Genomic DNA, 17355 nt, shown 5'->3' on the forward strand with positions numbered 1-17355 from the left:
GAAATGGAGTGGGAGCGGGAACATGGCGATCGATCGCAGGAGCTTCATCCTGGGTGCCTCGGGCGTCGCAGCCGCGGAAGGCGTCGCCGCGAACGGCCTGGCGCGTTCGGCCAAGGGCGGATCGATCCAGGACATCGAGCATGTCGTGATCCTGATGCAGGAGAACCGCTCCTTCGACCATTATTTCGGCACGCTGCGCGGCGTCCGCGGCTTTGCCGATCCGCGCCCGGTCTCGCTGCCCGGCGGCAAGCCGGTCTGGGCGCAGCGCCGCACCGATCGCGATGGCGGCCAGATCGCCTGGCCCTTCCGGCTCGACTATACCAGCAGCAACGCGCGCTGCTTCACCGGGCTCGACCATAGCTGGAAGGACAGCCAGGCGCGCTGGCGCAACTGGGACGTCTGGGCGGACCAGAAGGGCCCGCTGACCATGGCGCACCTGACCCGCGAGGACATCCCCTATTATTATGCCCTCGCCGACCAGTTCACCATCTGCGACAGCTATCACTGCTCGCTGCAGGGCCCGACCGGCCCGAACCGCCTCTATCATTTCAGCGGCACCAACGGCCTGAGCGTCGGCCAGGAAGGCGAATATTGCGTCACCAATGGCGGCACCGATCCCAATCCGGGCGCCGACATGGCCAAGGACGACGACAGTGAGGGCCTGCCCTGGCGCAGCTATGCCGGCCGTCTTGAAGAGGCGGGCATCTCCTGGAAGCTCTATCAGGAGATCGCCAATTATTCGGACAATCCGCTCGGCTATTTCAAGGAGTTCCGCAAGCTCGACCGCGCCTCGTCGCTGTACAAGCGCGGTCGCGCCTATGTCGACTGGATCGACGGCGTCGCGCCGAAGAACCCCGAAAAGACCCAGGCGAAGCACCTGATCGCCGCCTTCGCCGCGGACGTTGCCGCCGATCGCCTGCCCGCCGTCTCGTGGATCGTCCCCATGATGGAGATGAGCGAGCATCCCGACGCGCCGGTGCCGTTCGGCGAAGTGCTGGTCTCGAGCCTGATCGCCGCGCTCGCCGCCAATCCCAAGGTCTGGGCCAAGACCGCCTTCATCCTCAACTATGACGAGAATGACGGCTTCTTCGACCATATCCCCGCGCCGATGCCGGCGATCGCACCGCAATATGGCGCGAGCAATGTCGATGTGCGCAGCGAGACCTATCAGGGCGAGCCGGTCGGCCTCGGGCCGCGCGTACCGATGATGGTGATCTCGCCCTGGACGCGCGGCGGCTGGGTCAATTCGCAGCTGTTCGACCATACTTCGGTGCTGCGCTTCCTCGAGAAGCGCTTCGGCGTGGCCGAGCCCAATATCTCGCCCTGGCGCCGCTCGGTATGCGGCGACCTGACCACGATGTTCGACTTCGACGTGCCGCTCAAGGCCCGGCTCGACACGCGCTGGGCAGCAGCGCTGCCCTCGGTCGCGAGCTATGTCGAAGAGACCGAGAAGCTCTGCAAGACGGCGCCGCCGCCCAAGATCGCCACCAGCAAGAGCGTGCCCGTGCAGGAGCCGGGCACCCGCCCCGCCCGCGCCCTGCCCTATCGCCTGGACGTCGAGCCGGTCTGGACCGACACCGGCCTCACGCTGCGCTTCGTCAATGACAGCCCGACCGGCATCGTCTTCGGCGTGCAGGACGAAACCGCCTTCCCTGGCTGGCGCTATTTCACCGTCGCGGCGAACTCGCGGCTGGAAGAGACCTGGCCGCTTCGCCGCGACCGGCCGCACGCGCTGGTGGTGCGCGGCCCCAACGGCTTCCAGCGCGAGCTTCGCGGAGACGGCACGTCGCGGATCGAGGCGGCGGTCGCCTGGCAGGGCAATGCCGGCACGCTGCACCTGGCGAACCGCGGCAGCGAGCCGGTGACGCTCGCGAGCCACTGCGCGCATAGCGGCACCCGCCAGCAGGCGACCGTCGCGGTCGGTGCCGAGGCGCAGCTGCCGGTCACCCTGCCCGAGCATCGCTGGTACGACCTGCTGGTCACCGGTCCCGCAGAGACCCGGCTGCGGCTGGCCGGCCATGTCGAGACCGGCCAGCCCGGCACCAGCGAGCCCGCCGCCCCCTTCCCGCATCCGGCCTGACAAAAACCGTCATCCCGGCGAAAGCCGGGATCTCATGCGGTGCCATCCCATTGTCATACGCCTGTTGCGAAGCGCGCCTAGGGGCACCGCTCGACAAGGGCGGGCGTGATGGAATCGGGCGCGGCGACGGACGAAAACCTATTCAGCGCGCGCTTCCTCGCCCTGGCGGCGATGGAGTTCTGGGAGCGCTTCGCCATGTCCGGCATGAAGTCGCTCCTCGTGCTGATCCTGGTCGACCACGTGCTCGCCGGCGACCTGTCGCGCGTGCTCGGCGCGACCGCCATCCGCGATGCGAGCGCGGCATTGTTCGGGCAGGTCTCCACCACCGGCCTCGCCTCGCAGCTCTATGGCTACGCCAATGCGCTGATCTATCTGGCCGTCCCGATCGGCGGGCTGGTCGGCGACCTGGTCGGCAGCCGGCGGCGGATGGTGGGCATCGGCGGCGCCCTGATGCTGCTCGGCCTTATACTAATGCTAATCGATAGCAGTTTTCTCCTCGGCCTGATCCCCTTCGCGATCGGCACCGGCCTGCTCAAGGGCAACCTCTCGGCACAGGTCGGGCTGCTGTTCCGGGACGAGGCGCAGCGGCGGCGCGGCTATGCGCTCTATCTCGGCTTCCTCAATGCCGGCATCATCTGTGGACCGCTGGTGTGTGGCACGATAGCCATGTTTGCCGGCCCCGCCTATGCGATCGCCGCCGCCGCGCTCGCCTTGATGATCGGTCTGATCTTCTACGCACGAAGCGCTACCGAGCCGGACCCGGCGGACAAGGCGACCGACCGGTCCGGCGCGCGGACCGATCCGCTGATCGCCACGGCCCTGCTGATCGTCGCACTGGTCGCGGTCTATTTCTGCTATTCGGCCTATGACCAGCTCAGCAACATCTTCCTCGTCTGGGCGCGCGGCCATGTCGACCTGAAGCTGGGCGGATGGGCGATGCCGGTCGCCTGGTTCCTCTCGCTAGATGGCGCTCTCACCCTGGCGCTGATCGCACTGTCGCAATGGGCGATGCGCGCGCTCGAGCGGCGCGGCATCGCGATCAGCGCGGTGACGCAGATCCTGCTCGGCTGCCTGTTCTGCGCTGCCGGCTATCTGGTCCTCGCATTCGGCGTGGCGACCAGCGGCGGCGCGGCACTGAGCCTGCCCTGGGCGCTCTGCTACCTGTTGCTGATCGACGCGGCGATCGTGCTGATCTGGCCTTCGGGCCTCAGCCTCATCGCCGGCATCGCCCCCGGCCGGCTGGTCGGCCTGTGGATGGGGCTGTTCTACCTGCACGGCTTCTTCGCCAGCCTGTGGGTCGGCTTCAGCGGCGTCTTCTACGAGCGCATGGCGATCGACCAGTTCTGGCTGCTCCACGCCGGCGTCGCGGGGGCCGGCGGGCTGCTGATGCTGGCCGCCGGCCTGCCCTTGCTGCGCGCCGCCCGCAGCCGTCAGGCGACAACCACCTCGGCGTGAGCGAAGGCGCTGGCGAAATCCGCGTCGAGCGGCTTGTCGGTGACGAGGATATCGACATCGCTCAGCGCCGCCGTCTGGATCAGGGCATAGCGCCCGAACTTCGACGAGTCCGCCGCCAGCAGCACCTGCTTCGAGGTGGCATAGGCGATCCGGCTCATCTCCGCCTCGCCCGGATGGAAGTCCATCAGCCCGCGATCGAGGCTGATCCCGCCCACCGAGAGGATGGAGAGATGCGGGGTGAAGCCGCGGACATAGTCCTGCGCCGTGTGATCGGAAAAGGCACGATAGTCATAGTCCATCTGCCCGGCGGCGAGGAACAGGCGGTTGTTGTTGATGCCGCCCAGGTCGCTCGCCACGCGCAGCGAGTTGGTGATGACGGTCAGCGAGCGCCGCTCGACCAGCTGGCGGGCTATGAAGCAGCTCGTCGTGCCGGAATCGATGAACACGATGCCGCCATCGGGCACCAGCTCGGCCGCCGCGCGGGCGATGCGCAGCTTGGCGTCCGCATTCTCCTCCATGCGCTGGTGGAGGGGCCCCTCGAGCACCGGCGTGGCGATGCGCGCGCCGCCATGCTCGCGGATGATCACGCCGTGATCCTCGAGCGCGCGCAACTCGCGGCGGATCGTCTCGTCCGAAACGGCAAGGTCCGTCGCGAGCGCAGTCACCGACAATGTCCGTCCGCTGCGCAGTCGCGACATGATCTCGCGCTGGCGCTGTGATCTCTTCTCTATCGTCCCCTCCATGGCGGGTCTCCACCGGCTCCGCCGCGAGACATGCTGGTCGCCGGTGATTTTGCAAGCAGGATGTGCCGGGGCCGGCGGGAACCCGCCCCCGCGAACCAGCCTCAAAAGCCGAGGCGGGCGGTGAGCCGCATCGAGCGCGGCGCCTGGTAATTGACCGGCGAACGGTAATCGGGGTTGGTCGAGCCATCCCCCTGCTCGCCGAAATTGTTGTACGACGTCACCGACTTGCTGTTCAGCAGGTTGAAGATGTCGACGCGGATCGAAGCATCCACGCTGTACGGCAGCGGCAGGCGGAGCGACGCGCTGACGTCGATCTGGGTACGCCAGTCGCCGTTGAACGCGGTGCCGCGCGGGATCAGCTTGCCCTGACAATAATAGCCATAGCCGTGATAGGTGTTGGCATAGGGATCGACAGTGAGCGGCACTGCGCCGATGCAGCTGTAATGCTGCGGCGACTGGACCACGGCATTGGCACCCAGATCGAGGATGTCGTTCAGGCGATAGCTGCCATAGGCCTTGAAGTTGTGCCGGCGATCGCTGGGCAGATAGCCATAGGCGCCGTTGACGAAGCCCGGCGAGTCGAAGTCCGCGGTGCGGTTGATCGCGAGCTGGCCGTTCTCCGAGCGGACGCCACCCTCGTAATTGCCCTTGTTGAACGCGAGCGTGTACGAAGCCGAAAGGCTCCACTTCTGGTCGAAGGTGCGATCGAAGGTGAGCGTCACCGCGTCATAGTTGCGGCTCGGCTTGGGATAGCCGAGGTCGGACGCCTTCAGCGTCACCGTCGGAGTCGAGCCATCCGGCAGCGAAGCGAGCTGCACGGTCACGTCGCGGCCCGGATTGGCGATGACGAACTGGCGGCCGCCCGGGAACGACGCCTGGCACTGCGCCGCCGTGAAACCCTTACTCATGCAATAGGCGCGGGCGCCGATGTCGACCGAGATGTCCTCGATCACGTCCTTGAGCCGGCGATGGGTGAAATAGGCGCCGATGCGGACATGGTCGGCGAACTGGTGCTCGGCGCCGAAGATGAACTCATTGTCCGACTGCGGCTTGATGTTGCTGGCGATCGCGCCCGAGGGGTTGAACGCCGAACCGTCGGCCGAGACCTCGCAATTGTTCACCTTGGTGTCCGGGCAGGCCGTGGTGTTGGCCACTGTCAGGATCGGCGCGCCGCTGGTCGGGATGTTGCCCGCGCCGCTGGTGCCGGTGAAGAAGTTGTACCGGGTATAGGTCACCAGGCTGCCCGCGACGTTCAGGTTGATGTCGCCGGCCATGGGCAGGTAATATTGCGCATAGGATCCGAAGATCTTGGTGCGCCCGTCGCCCAGCGGATCGAACGAGGCGCCGACGCGCGGTGCCCAGAGGTTGCCCGATTCGAAGAAGGACTTGCCGTTCACGCCCTGGTTGCTGAAGCGGTCGTTGCGCAGGCCAAGGTCGAGGCGCAGCCGGTTGTCGAACAGCGACCACTGGTCCTGGATGTAGAAGGCTTCGTTGCGGACGTGCGCGGTGCCGTTCTGGGCATAGACGCGGGTGGTGTAATATTGCGTGCCGACCGCCTGGCCGATCCGCGCCGCCGATTCCGCGGTGACGGTGTAGATCTTGAACGCGCCGCCGCCGATCGTCTCGAAATTCTGGACCTGCGTGTCCTTCTCATGGTCGTAGCCGACGCGGACATGGTGGCTGCCGAGCAGGTGGAACTGCAGGTCGACATCGCCGCGATAGAATTCGCGCTCGTTGTCGGTCTTGCTGTACGCGTCGGTCACCTTGTTCAGGCCGATCTGGATGCCGGCCGGATCGGTCCGGTAATCGGTCACCTGCGGGTTGGTGATGTCGAGCGGCACATTGCCCGAGCGCAGCTTGTTGACGCCGTACGCGCCAGACACGGTAAGCCAGGGCGTGATGGTGCCGGTATAGCGGCCGACATAGTTGGCGCCGCCCGAGCGGGCATCGGTGCCGCCGGTCTTGCCGCCCAGCGTGAAATTGGTGCGGTCCCAGTTCTGGCTGCGGTTGCGGGTTTCGTTGGTGGTGTCGAAATAGGTGAATTCGAGGTGATGATCGCCGGTGATATAGGCGTCCACCTTGCCGCCCCAGAACGGGCTGGTGTTGACCGAGCTGGTCGCGTTGTTCTGGTTCGCCGACGGCGTCATCGAGCGGATGTTGCGGAAATTGTAGAGGCCGTAGACGAACAGGTGATCCTTGATGATCGGGCCGCTCGCCTGGAGGATCAGCTCCTGCCGGCTCGCCGTGGCATGGCGATAGTCCGTGGTGCGGGTCGAGGGCGAGGTGCTGCGAAGGTCGTTCGGCTCCCACAGGCCGGTGACGCTGGCATGATATTGGTTCGAGCCCGACTTGGTGGTGGCGACGACATAGCCGCCGGTCGCGCGGCCGAACTCGGCGGGGGCGCCGCCGGTCTTCACTTCGACGGTCTCGTAGAAGTCGAACGGCACTTCGGTCGGCTGGCCGCCCGAGACGAAGTCGGTGACATTCAGGCCGTTGATGAAGAAGGCGTTCTCGGTGAAGGCCGCGCCGGCGACAGAGACCTGGTTGGCGAAGCCGCCGTTCGAGGGCGAGCTGCCCTGCACCGTGCCCGGGGTCAGCAGCATCACGTCGCGCAGCGAGCGGCCGATCGGCACGCGCTGGGTGAGCGAGGCGAGGTTGATCGTCGCGCCGACGGTGGTGTCCTGGAAGTCCGCGGTGCGCTGGCGCGAACCGGTGACGACGATCTCGTTGCCTTGCGCAGCCGGTGCCAGGCGGAAGCTATTGGCGCCGCCGGTCTCGCGGGTCAGCGCGATCGCGCTCTCGCTATAGGTGGTGTAGCCGTCCGCGGAGACGGTGAAATCATAATTGCCGGGGGTGAGCTGCGGGAAGGTATAGGCGCCGCTGGAATCGGTCATCACCGAACGGCTTACGCCCTTGTCGGACGAAGTGATCTTCACCTCGGCGCCGGCGAGCGGCGTGCCGTCCTCGGCGGTCACCCGGCCCGAGGCCGCGATGTTGGTATAGTCCTGCGCGTGCGCGGACGGGGCGGTGAGGATCACGGCCGGAACCGTGGTGCTGAGCATCAACAGCGCGCGCAGGGCTGCGCGCGACGAAAGTCGCGTGTGGCGGAGCATTGGAACCCCCAATGGTGATCGAAATAGCCGCGACCGGCGGGTTACCGTGCCGCAGCCGGGGCACTATGCCGGCGCCGTGGAGTTTTTGTGACAATCGGGCAATAAATTCACAAATTCCCGCAATCAGCGAACATTTCCCCACATATACCGGACTTTGATGGCCGAACGCTTCCTCCTGCCGCGCACGACTAGCCTCGCATCGCAGCACGATCCGCGTGAGGAACCTCTATTTTCGGATACGCGTCAGGGCGTGCGCGATTCGACCGCCACGGCGCGCGGATTGGCAATGAGGTCGCGGATCGCCGCGGTATCCCCCTGGTTCACCACGCCATAGACCGGGATGTCGGCGGCGCGCGGATCGGTCAGCACCAGCCGATCCTTCGCATAGCGGTTCACCTCGGCGATGACCTCGCTCAGCGGCTCGCCTTGGAAGACGAGGCGGCCACGCGTCCAGGCGACCGCGCTGTCGGCGTCGATATCCGCGGCCTGGCGGATGAAGCCGGTATTGCCGCGCGCGCCCATGGCGACACCGAAAGACAGCCGCTCGCCCTTGCGCGCGAGCTTCTCGATCGGCTCGGCGGCGCCCGGCCGGCCGGATTCGGACAGGGCGACGCGTACCACCCCCTCGACGACCGTGACCTCCGCCTCGCCCTTGCCGACGCTGACATCGAACATCGTGCCGACCGCGACGACCTCGCCATGGCGGGTCTCGACCACGAAGGGCCGGCTCTTGTCATGCGCGACCTTGAACAGCGCCTCGCCCGAGACGAGCCGCAGGCGGCGCTCCTTCGCGACATAGGCGACGTCCACCCGGCTGTCGGCCGCCAGCGTCACCACCGATCCGTCGCTGAACGCGATGCGGCGGCGCTCGGCATGGCCGGTCGCGACGCTCTGCACCGCCTCGTGCGCGGGCTGCGGGTGCGTCATCCACACTGCCCCGCCGAACACCGCCAGTGCCGCAACTGACGCAGCGAGCGCCGGGCCCGCCCAGGCCCGCCGCTGCCGCACCGGCGCCCGCCCCGGACGCTCGAACTCGCCGAGCCAGTTCCAGAATTCGGATGCCTCCGCACGGTCGTCCGGATGCAGGTGCGCATCTCGGCCATCGAGGAAAGTCTCGAACACCGCAGGCGCGCGCTTGCCGAGATCGCGCTTGCTCATGCGCCGCGCTCCATGAGATGCGCAAGCCGGTCGTAGAGATGCGCGACCGCGTGGGTCAGGTGCTTCTGCACCATGCGCGGCGAGATGCCGAGCGCGCGGGCGATCTCGCCGGTGCCGCGCTCGTCGAAGCGACGCATCACGAACACCTCGCGGCAGCGCGGCGACAGTTCGTCGAGCGCAGCCTCGAGCGCAGCCTGAAGATCCGCCACCCGCCGCCGATCCTCCTGTGCCGGGCGTACCGGCGGATCGATCTCGGGGCTGAGCGGCACCACCGGCAGCGCCCGGCGGTGCCGATCCGCGATCAGGTTCGCGGCGATGCGGAAGAGATAGGCCCGGGGCTCGTCGACGGTGCGCTCGCGCGCGCTGGCGACCAGCCGGGCGCACGCCTCCTGCACCAAATCCTCGACCTCGGCCGCATCGTCGACCCGGCGCGCGACGAACGCACGCAACGCCGCCCGATAGGCATCGAACGCGCCGTGCCCGTCATCGGGAGCCTGTAGCATTCCAGGTCGTCCGGCGGCCAAAGCCCGCATCTCCCCCGTCGCGCGCCCTGCGCAATTTCCTCCTGCCATGACGCGCAACAATGGCAAAGGCGAACCGTGCAATCGTGCAACACCCGAAAAAATTTGATCCGCTTCGGTTCGCGGTTGTGACTTGCCCGCGTCATAAACCGTGATTGCCGCGTCCAGGCATCGATTCAGGGGGATCGATTTCCATGAAAAAACGCCAGCTTCTTCTCGTTACCGTCGCCGCCTTCGCCGCGGTCCCGGCCGCCGCCCAGGCCCGTGAGACCGTACGCCACGAGATCCACCTGCCGGGCGGGCGCCTCGACACCGCGCTGATGCAGGTCGCCCAGCAGACGGGCGTCCAGCTGGTCTTCACCGACCCTGCGATCGCCCGGCTCAAGGCGCCGAAGCTCGAGGGCCGCTACACGATCCGCGACGCGCTCGACCTGCTGCTCGCCAACAGCCGCTACACCTATCGCTTCACCGGCCCGAACAGCGTGCGCGTGATGCCGAAGAGCGACGCCCAGCCGGGCGTCCGCCCCGTCGCGCTCTACCAGGAGGCGCCCGCCTCCACGCCGACCGGCGACCAGCAGGCCGCAGCCGAGACTGCCGCCGTCGAGCAGGCAGTGAACGGCGACGAATCGGCGCCGGCGGAAATCGTCGTGGTCGGCTCGCAGATCCGCGGCAGCAAGGTGACCGCCGCCCTTCCCGTCACCGTGGTCGACGAGGCCCAGATCGGCGCCACGGGCGCGACTTCGGGCGACGAGCTGTTCCGCTCGATCCCGCAGCTCGGCGATGTCAGCTTCAACAGCTCCTATCTGCCCAACAGCTCGAACTCGGCGCGCGGCGATGTCGGCTCGATCAACCTGCGCAACCTCGGCGTCGGCAACACGCTGGTGCTGCTCAATGGCCGCCGCGTGGTCAACCACCCGACCAGCCGCGCCGACGACAATCTGGTGCCGGTACTGACGGTCAACACCAACGCCATCCCCGTCTTCGGCCTTGAGCGCATGGAAGTGCTGCGCGACGGCGCCGCCGCCATCTATGGCTCGGACGCAGTCGCCGGCGTGGTCAACACCGTGCTGAAGACCGATTACAACGGCGTCGAGCTCGAAGGCCAGGTCGGCTGGGGCGAAGGCTCGAGCTTGTTCGAGACCAACACCCACCTGCTCGCCGGCCGCAATCTGGGCGACCGCGGCAACATCACTTTGTTCGCCAGCTACGACAAGCGCGACGGCGTGATGGCCAGCGACTTCGACTATACCCGCACCAACGACCTGCGCTCGCTGTTCGCCGGTACCCGCTTCGACGGCTCGACCTCGCTCGACGGCCGCTCCACGATCACTCCCTGGGGTTCGTTCCAGACGGTCGGCAATGTCGTCGTCCGCCAGGGCACGACCGCGCTCACCAACACCTCGGGCCAGTTCCACATCCAGCCGACCAGCTTCACCGGCTGTCCGGCGGGTAGTGCCGGCATCATAAACGGCACCAATTGCGTCGCCACCGGCACCAGCTCGGCAGCTGGCATCCGCGACCTGCGCTTCGATGCGCCGCTCGCCTTCAACACCAACGTCACGCCGAACATCCGCCGCATCAACCTGTTCCTGAACGGCCATTACGAGCTGGGCGGCGGCGTCGAGCTGTTCGGCGAAGCCGGCTATTACAACGGCAAGAGCGACAGCCTGCAGGCCTCGACCGGCACGCTATCCTCCGGCCCGCTGACCATCGCGGCCAACGCCTATTACAATCCGTTCGGCCCGACCGGCAGCCCGAACCGCCTGCCCGGCATCAACGCCGCCGCGGCTGGCCAGGCGATCACCCTGTCGAGCTACAATTTCGCCGATGTCGGCCCCAACCATGTCGATGTGCTCAACACCCAGTACCGCCTGCTCGCCGGCCTGCGCTTCAACCTGCTGGGCCTGCAGTGGGAAAGCGCCGCGCTCTATTCGGAAGCGCGGGTGCGCGACACGTCGGACGGCATCAGCCAGACGCTGCTCCAGCGCCAGATCAACCTGACCACGCCGGACGCGTACAACCCGTTCAACGGCAGCGGCATCACCCCGCCGAGCGGCGGCGACAACACGCCGAGCAGCCTGGCCGCGATCAACGCGGTCAAGGTGAAGACCACCCGGGTCAGCAAATCGACGCTGGCGATGTGGGACATCAAGGGCTCGACCACCCAGCTGTTCAGCCTGCCCGGCGGCAATGTCGGCATGGCAATCGGCGGCGAAGTGCGCCGCGAGACGCAGAATGACGATCGCGATGCCCGGGTCGACGGCACGATCCAGTTCACCGACTCGATCACCGGCGCGGTCAACGGATCGGACCTGATCGGCACCAGCCCCTCGCCCGACACCAGCGGCCGCCGCACCGTCGCCGCCGCCTATCTCGAATTCGCCGTCCCGGTCGTCTCGCCAGAGATGCACATCCCGCTGGTCCGCAACATCGAGCTGCAGCTCGCCGGCCGCTTCGAGCATTATTCGGACGTCGGCTCGGTGGCCAAGCCGAAGGTCGCCGCCGCCTGGGACATCGTCCGCGGCATCCGCGTGCGTGGTTCCTATGCCGAGGGCTTCAAGGCGCCGAACCTCGAGCAGATCAACGCCACTTTGGTCACCCGCTCGAACACCCGCACCGACTATGTCCGCTGCGAGGCGCAGCTGCGCACCGGCGCGATCACCAGCTTTGCCAATTGCTCGCAGGGCTTCGCCACCACCGCGCGGCGCTCGGGCAATCCGGACCTGAAGCCCGAACAGTCCAAGACGTGGACCGTCGGCGTGGTGCTGGAGCCGCACTTCCTCGATTCCGCGATCGGCCGGATCACCTTCACCGCCGATTACTGGCATGTCGACCAGAAGGGGATCGTCGGCCTGTTCGGTGAGGGCAATGCGCTGATCAACGACTATCTGCTGCGCGTGCAGGGGTCTAGCGACCCGAACGTGATCCGCGCCGCACCCACTGCGGAGGACAATGCGCTGTTCGCCGGAACGGGCCTCACCCCCGTCGGTCGCGTGCTCTACGTCAACGACAAGTACGTCAACCTGCTGCCGCAGGAAGTCGCAGGCGTCGATCTGGGCCTCAACTGGCGCCTGCCGGACTTCGGCGCAGGCAAGATCAGCCTCAACGCCAATGCCGCCTATCTCGACAAGTTCTTCCTCGAGCCCTCGCCGCCGATCCAGAAGCTGATCGCCGCGCGCGATGCGGGGACGATCAACGCCGGCACCAACATCGCGGACGCCGGCGACCTCGTCCGCCAGAACGGCAAGCCGCGCTGGAAGGTCACCGGCTCGATCACCTGGGAGAAGGGCGCGTTCCAGATCGGCGGCTTCACCCAGTACACTAGCGATGTCGACGATACCGGCCTGCTCGATTCCGCCGGCGCCGCCTGGCTGATCGAGGACCGGATGACCTTCAACCTCTATGGCCAGGTCACCGTCGGCAAGCGTGACAATGGCGGCCGCTACCGCCTGCGCATCGGCGTGCGCAACCTCACCAACGAAGGGCCGCCGCTCAGCTCCAGCGGCTTCCTCGGCTCGCTCTACAGCCCCTATGGCCGCTACTGGTACGCCAATATGCGGGCGAGCTTCTGATGCGGATCGCCCTGATCCTCGCGCTGGCGTCGCTCGCACCGCCGGCCTTCGCCCAGGAAGCCCCGGAGGCGCCCGCCACCCAGCGCGTCTCCGGCGGCGACATCGTCGCCTATGACCAGATCCACAAACCGATAATCGGGCGCGGCGGCATGGTCGTCAGCCAGAACCGGATCGCCGCCGATGTCGGCGCGGCGATCCTGCGCAAGGGCGGCAACGCAGTCGATGCCGCGGTCGCCACCGCCTTCGCGCTCGCCGTCACCCTGCCCCGCGCCGGCAATGTCGGCGGCGGCGGCTATATGCTGATCCACATGGCGGCGAAGGACGGCAAGCCCGCCCAGACGATCGCGATCGACTATTATGGCCAGGCTTCGCGCAACACGACGCCCGACCTGCTGATTGGAGCGAACGGCAAGTTCGATGCGGCCAAGGGCTATTCGATGAAAGGCGTGGCCATCCCCGGCACGGTCGCGGGCCTGTGGGAAGCGCACAAGCGCTTCGGCGCGCTGCCCTGGGGCACGCTGATCGCCCCCGCCATCGCCATGGCCCGCGACGGCGTGATCCTGTCCGACGACGAGGCCCAGGCGAACGCCGATCAAAAGAAGGCGATGCATGACGACGCTGCGGCCCTCGCCGTGTTCTTCAAGCCCGACGGCAGCGCCTATGCCCCCGGCGAGCGCTGGAAACAGCCCGAGCTCGCCGCGACGCTGCAGCTGATCGCCGCCAAGGGGCGCGACGGCTTCTATACCGGCGCCATCGCCCGGAAGATCGCCGCAGGCATGAAGGCCGGCGGCGGCGTGATCGACGAGAATGACCTCGCCGCCTACCAACCGGTGATCTCCGAGCCGATCTGGTCGAGCTATCGCGGCATGCCGATCGCCTACATGCCGCCCACCGCCTCGGGCGTGAGCGTCGCCGAGGCGATGAACATCCTCGAGCGCTTCCCGGTGCGCGAGCAGCGCTGGGGCAGCGTCGCCAACCTCCATCTCCTCGCCGAGACGCTCAAGATCGTCTGGTCGGACCGCAAGCTGATCGGCGGCGGCCCGGACTGGCGTACGCCCGCCAAGGGCTTGGCGAGCAAGGAATATGCGGCGGAGCGCGCGAAGCTGATCCAGCCGGCCACCTCGCTTGACGCGAAGACCCTTCCGGACGGCAACCCCTATCCATGGGAGAGCAAGGACACGACGCACTTCTCGGTGGTCGATGCCGCCGGCAATGCGGTGAGCAACACCTACACCCTCTCCGCATCCTATGGCGCGCATGTGGTGGCGCCGGGCACCGGCATCCTGCTCAACAACTCGCTCGGCAACCTCGCCTGGGGCCGCAGCGGCTCGGACAGCAAGGCGACCCAGCCGGTGCCGGGTAAGCGCGTCGGCTCGACGATCACGCCGATGATCGTGTTCCGGGACGACAAGCCCTGGCTGGTCACCGGCACGCCCGGCGGGGGCTATATCATCGCGACGATGGTGCAGATGCTGTCCAACGTCATCGATCACCGCCTCAACGTCGCCGAAGCCGCCGAGCGTCCGCGCATCAACCAGTCGGGCGGCGACGGCCCGATCGAGCTGGAGGAAGGTTTCTCGCCGGATATCATTCCCCTGCTCGAGGCAAAGGGGCACAAGGTGCGCAGCTCGAACACCATGGGATCGGTCCAGTCGATCATGGTCGAAGGCGACAAGTTCCTGGGGTCGGCCGACACGCGCCGGCCCGATGCCGCGGCTGTCGGCGCGAAGTAAGGGGAGAATGCAGGATATGAGGATCAGGACCGCGCTGCTGCTGGCCAGCATGTTCGCGCCGCCTTCCGCCCAGGCCCAGGCTGTGCCCGAGGCGCAGCGCGGCGCGATCCTGGCGGGCATCGACAAGCGCACGCCCGAGCTGGAAAGCACCGCCAGGGCAATCTGGGGCTGGTCCGAAGTCGGCTATCAGGAGAACAAGTCCTCCGGGCTGCTCCAAGCCCAGCTCAAGAAGGCCGGCTTCACCGTCACCCCCGGCGTCGCCGGCATGCCCACCGCCTTTGTCGCCAGCTTCAAGCAGGGCAGCGGCCCGGTGATCGGCATCCTTGCCGAATATGACGCCCTGCCCGGCCTCGCCCAGACGACCGAGCCGACCAAGACCGCGATCGCCGGCAAGGCTGCCGGCCATGGCTGCGGCCACAACCTGTTCGGCGCGGCGAGCGTCGAGGCGGCAATCGCGATCCGGGAGTGGATGATCGCCAACAAGGTCCAGGGCGAGCTGCGCGTCTATGGCTCCCCCGCCGAGGAAGGCGGCTCGGGCAAGGTCTATCTCGTCCGCGCCGGCCTGTTCGACGATGTCTCCGCCGTGCTCCACTGGCACCCGAGCGACGCCAATGGCGTCTCGACCGGCAAGAGCATGGCCAACATCTCGGGCAAGTTCCGCTTCCACGGGGTCAGCGCCCATGCGGCCGCCTCGCCCGACAAGGGCCGCTCGGCGCTCGACGGCGTCGAGGTGATGGACGTCGCGGTGAACTTCATGCGCGAGCATGTTCCGTCCTCGACGCGCATCCACAACATCATCACCGCAGGCGGCGAGGCACCGAATGTCGTGCCCGACTTCGCCGAAAGCTATTATTACGTCCGCAACGTCGATCCGCTGATCGTCCGCGACGTATGGGCGCACGTGGTCAAGGCCGCGCAGGGCTCGGCGATGGCGACGGGCACCAGCGTCGACTACGAGATCACCGGCGGCGTCTATTCGATGCTCGCCAGCGAGACGCTCGCCAAGGTGATGAGCAGCAACCTCAACGCGGTCGGCGGCGAGACCTGGACGCCCGAGGAGATCGCCTGGGCGACCGAGCTGCAGAAGAGCCTGCCGACGCATAAGCCGCTCGACTCCGTGAAGCAGACCAGCTCGCGCGAGCGCGGCCCCGACGGGGGCGGCTCGACCGACGTGGCCGACATCAGCTGGACCGTGCCGACGATCGGCCTCGGCACCGCGACCTGGGTGCCCGGCACCCCCGCGCACAGCTGGCAGGCGGTCGCCGCTTCGGGCTCCTCGATCGGCTTCAAGGGCGCCACCGTCGCCGCCAAGACGATCGCGCTGACCGGGGCCGACCTGTTCCTCTCGCCGGAGGTGCTGAAGGCAGCCCGGGCCGAGCTCGACAAGGCGCGCGGCCCCGACTTCAAATATGACGCGCTGCTCGGCACCCGCACGCCCGCGCTCGACTATCGCAAGCCGACCCCGGCCTGGGAGGAGACGAAGCGCAAAAGCGCTAGATGACGCGCTCGGCCTCGATCAGCCGCAGCGGGCTCTCGCTGTCGCGGAAGGGCCGGCGGTGGAGCCGCGCCTCGGCCTGGGCGAGCCGCTCGACCGCGCGGGCGAGGTCGGGCTCGGGCAGGGTGAAGGGCAGGCGCAGGAAGCGTTCGAACCCGCCATCGGCGGCGAAGCGGGGACCGGGCGCGACGCGCAGGCCGAGGGTCTGCGCCATCGCCGCCAGCGCCGAGGCCTCGGGATGCGGCAGCTCGGCCCAGAGCGCCAGCCCGCCCTCGGGCATCGGCACGCGCCAGTGCGGCAGCGCCGCGCCGAGCAGGGCGATCAGCTTCTCGCAGCGCGCCCGCAGCATCGCCGGCCGGTCGCCCATGCCGCTCTCGCGCTCGAACAGCACCGTGACGGCAAGCTGCTCGAGCACCGGGGTCGCCATGTCGAGGATCGCGCGCAGGCGGCCGAGTTCGGCGATGCGTTGCTCGCTGGCGCGGATCCAGCCGACGCGCAGCCCGCCCCAATGGCGCTTGGCGACCGAGCCGAGGCTCAGCACCAGATGCCCCTCGGGATCGTGGGCGGCGACCGGCGCCGGCATTGGCGATCCGAACCCGGTCCCGGCCATCGTCTCGTCGATCAGCAGCGGTGTGCGCGTCCGCGCGGCGATCGCCACCAGCGCTTGCCGGCTCGCCGCGTCCATCAGCCGGCCGGTGGGATTGTGGAAATCGGGCAGCAGATAGGCGAGGCGCGGCCCGGTCTGGCGGAACACCGCCTCCATCGCCTCGAGGTCCCAGCCGGTTTCCGGCAGGCTTATCGGCACCGGCTGGCAGCTGTTGCGCAGGATCGCGCCCAGCGCGTTGTGATAGGTCGGATGATCGACCGCGACCCGGTCGCCTGGTCCGGTCAGGGCGCGCAAGGCGAGCGTGAGCCCGTTCTGCGCGCCGCTCGTCACGATGATCTGCTCGGGCCGGGTCGGGCAGCCGCGCCGGGCATAGTCGCGCGCGATCGCCTCGCGCAGCTCGGGCAGGCCCAGCGCATCATAGCCGATGCCCGAGAGCCAGGCCGGCAGCCGCTGCAGCGCCTCCTCATAGGCCTGCCACAGCCCCGCCGGCGCCGGCAGCGCCGCCGCTGTCCAGTCGATGAAGGAATCGCCCTCGCCCATATCGGCGACCTCGCTCGCCGCCGCGCGACCGCCGGGCAGGTGCGTGACGCTCCCCGATCCCCGCCGGCTCAGCAGATAGCCTTCGTCGCGCAGCTGCCCATAGGCGGCGGTCAGCGTCGTCCGGCTGACCCCCAGCACCTCGGCCAGCTCGCGCTCGCCCGGCAGCCGCACGCCCAGCCCCACCCGGCCGTCCAGGATCAGCAGCCGCAGCGCGCGGGCGAGCAGTCGGTACGCGGCATCCGCGCTGTCCGCACCGCGCCATTGCCCGAGCAAACGGGAGAGCGAGCCAGCCTTGAGCGATATCGCATCCATGCAATGCCACTATCATAAAATTGGAT

At 67.9% G+C, this 17355-nt stretch carries 10 protein-coding genes; 5 read left to right on the forward strand and 5 right to left on the reverse strand.

Features of this window, described 5'->3' with window-relative positions:
* The first annotated feature begins 22 nt into the window (after positions 1 to 22).
* Positions 23 to 2080 carry a phosphocholine-specific phospholipase C gene (locus tag ACEN8G_RS12885; RefSeq protein ID WP_413415239.1) on the forward strand — a complete coding sequence of 686 codons (2058 nt, stop codon included), beginning with the start codon at positions 23 to 25 and terminating at the stop codon, positions 2078 to 2080.
* 108 nt (positions 2081 to 2188) lie between these two features.
* Positions 2189 to 3535, forward strand: coding sequence for an MFS transporter (locus ACEN8G_RS12890; RefSeq protein WP_413415240.1), 1347 nt, complete (start codon positions 2189 to 2191; stop codon positions 3533 to 3535).
* Here the strand turns inward: ACEN8G_RS12890 and ACEN8G_RS12895 are convergent.
* From ACEN8G_RS12895 to ACEN8G_RS12910, 4 genes are all read right to left on the reverse strand, one after another.
* Positions 3511 to 4278, reverse strand: coding sequence for a DeoR/GlpR family DNA-binding transcription regulator (locus ACEN8G_RS12895; protein ID WP_413415241.1), 768 nt, complete (start codon positions 4276 to 4278; stop codon positions 3511 to 3513). The two genes, ACEN8G_RS12890 and ACEN8G_RS12895, sit on opposite strands and share 25 nt — an antisense overlap.
* Positions 4279 to 4379: 101 nt before the next feature.
* On the reverse strand, positions 4380 to 7391 hold the full coding sequence (locus tag ACEN8G_RS12900; RefSeq protein WP_413415834.1) for a carboxypeptidase regulatory-like domain-containing protein: 3012 nt from the start codon (positions 7389 to 7391) through the stop codon (positions 4380 to 4382).
* Between the two features lie 243 nt (positions 7392 to 7634).
* On the reverse strand, positions 7635 to 8549 hold the full coding sequence (locus ACEN8G_RS12905; RefSeq protein WP_413415835.1) for a FecR family protein: 915 nt from the start codon (positions 8547 to 8549) through the stop codon (positions 7635 to 7637).
* Entirely contained in the window at positions 8546 to 9052 is a 507-nt protein-coding gene (locus ACEN8G_RS12910) for an RNA polymerase sigma factor (protein ID WP_413415836.1), read from the reverse strand. Before ACEN8G_RS12910 ends, ACEN8G_RS12905 begins: the two co-directional genes overlap by 4 nt.
* A 212-nt stretch (positions 9053 to 9264) precedes the next feature.
* On the opposite strand from ACEN8G_RS12910, the gene ACEN8G_RS12915 reads away from it, so the two are divergent.
* From ACEN8G_RS12915 to ACEN8G_RS12925, 3 genes are read left to right on the forward strand one after another with little or no spacing between them, the layout of a single operon-like run.
* Complete coding sequence (locus ACEN8G_RS12915; protein ID WP_413415837.1) at positions 9265 to 12642, forward strand: TonB-dependent receptor; 3378 nt, start codon at positions 9265 to 9267, stop codon at positions 12640 to 12642.
* Positions 12642 to 14375, forward strand: coding sequence for a gamma-glutamyltransferase (ggt, locus tag ACEN8G_RS12920; RefSeq protein WP_413415838.1), 1734 nt, complete (start codon positions 12642 to 12644; stop codon positions 14373 to 14375). Before ACEN8G_RS12915 ends, ggt begins: the two co-directional genes overlap by 1 nt.
* 16 nt (positions 14376 to 14391) lie before the next feature.
* Positions 14392 to 15876 carry an amidohydrolase gene (locus tag ACEN8G_RS12925; protein ID WP_413415839.1) on the forward strand — a complete coding sequence of 495 codons (1485 nt, stop codon included), beginning with the start codon at positions 14392 to 14394 and terminating at the stop codon, positions 15874 to 15876.
* Here ACEN8G_RS12925 and ACEN8G_RS12930 read toward each other — a convergent pair.
* A complete protein-coding gene (locus ACEN8G_RS12930; RefSeq protein ID WP_413415840.1) occupies positions 15869 to 17329 on the reverse strand; it encodes a PLP-dependent aminotransferase family protein in 1461 nt (486 codons plus the stop codon). The genes ACEN8G_RS12925 and ACEN8G_RS12930 overlap by 8 nt on opposite strands.
* Positions 17330 to 17355: the final 26 nt, after the last annotated feature.

It is taken from the genome of Sphingomonas sp. Sphisp66 (genome assembly GCF_047324325.1).
Lineage (GTDB): Bacteria > Pseudomonadota > Alphaproteobacteria > Sphingomonadales > Sphingomonadaceae > Sphingomonas.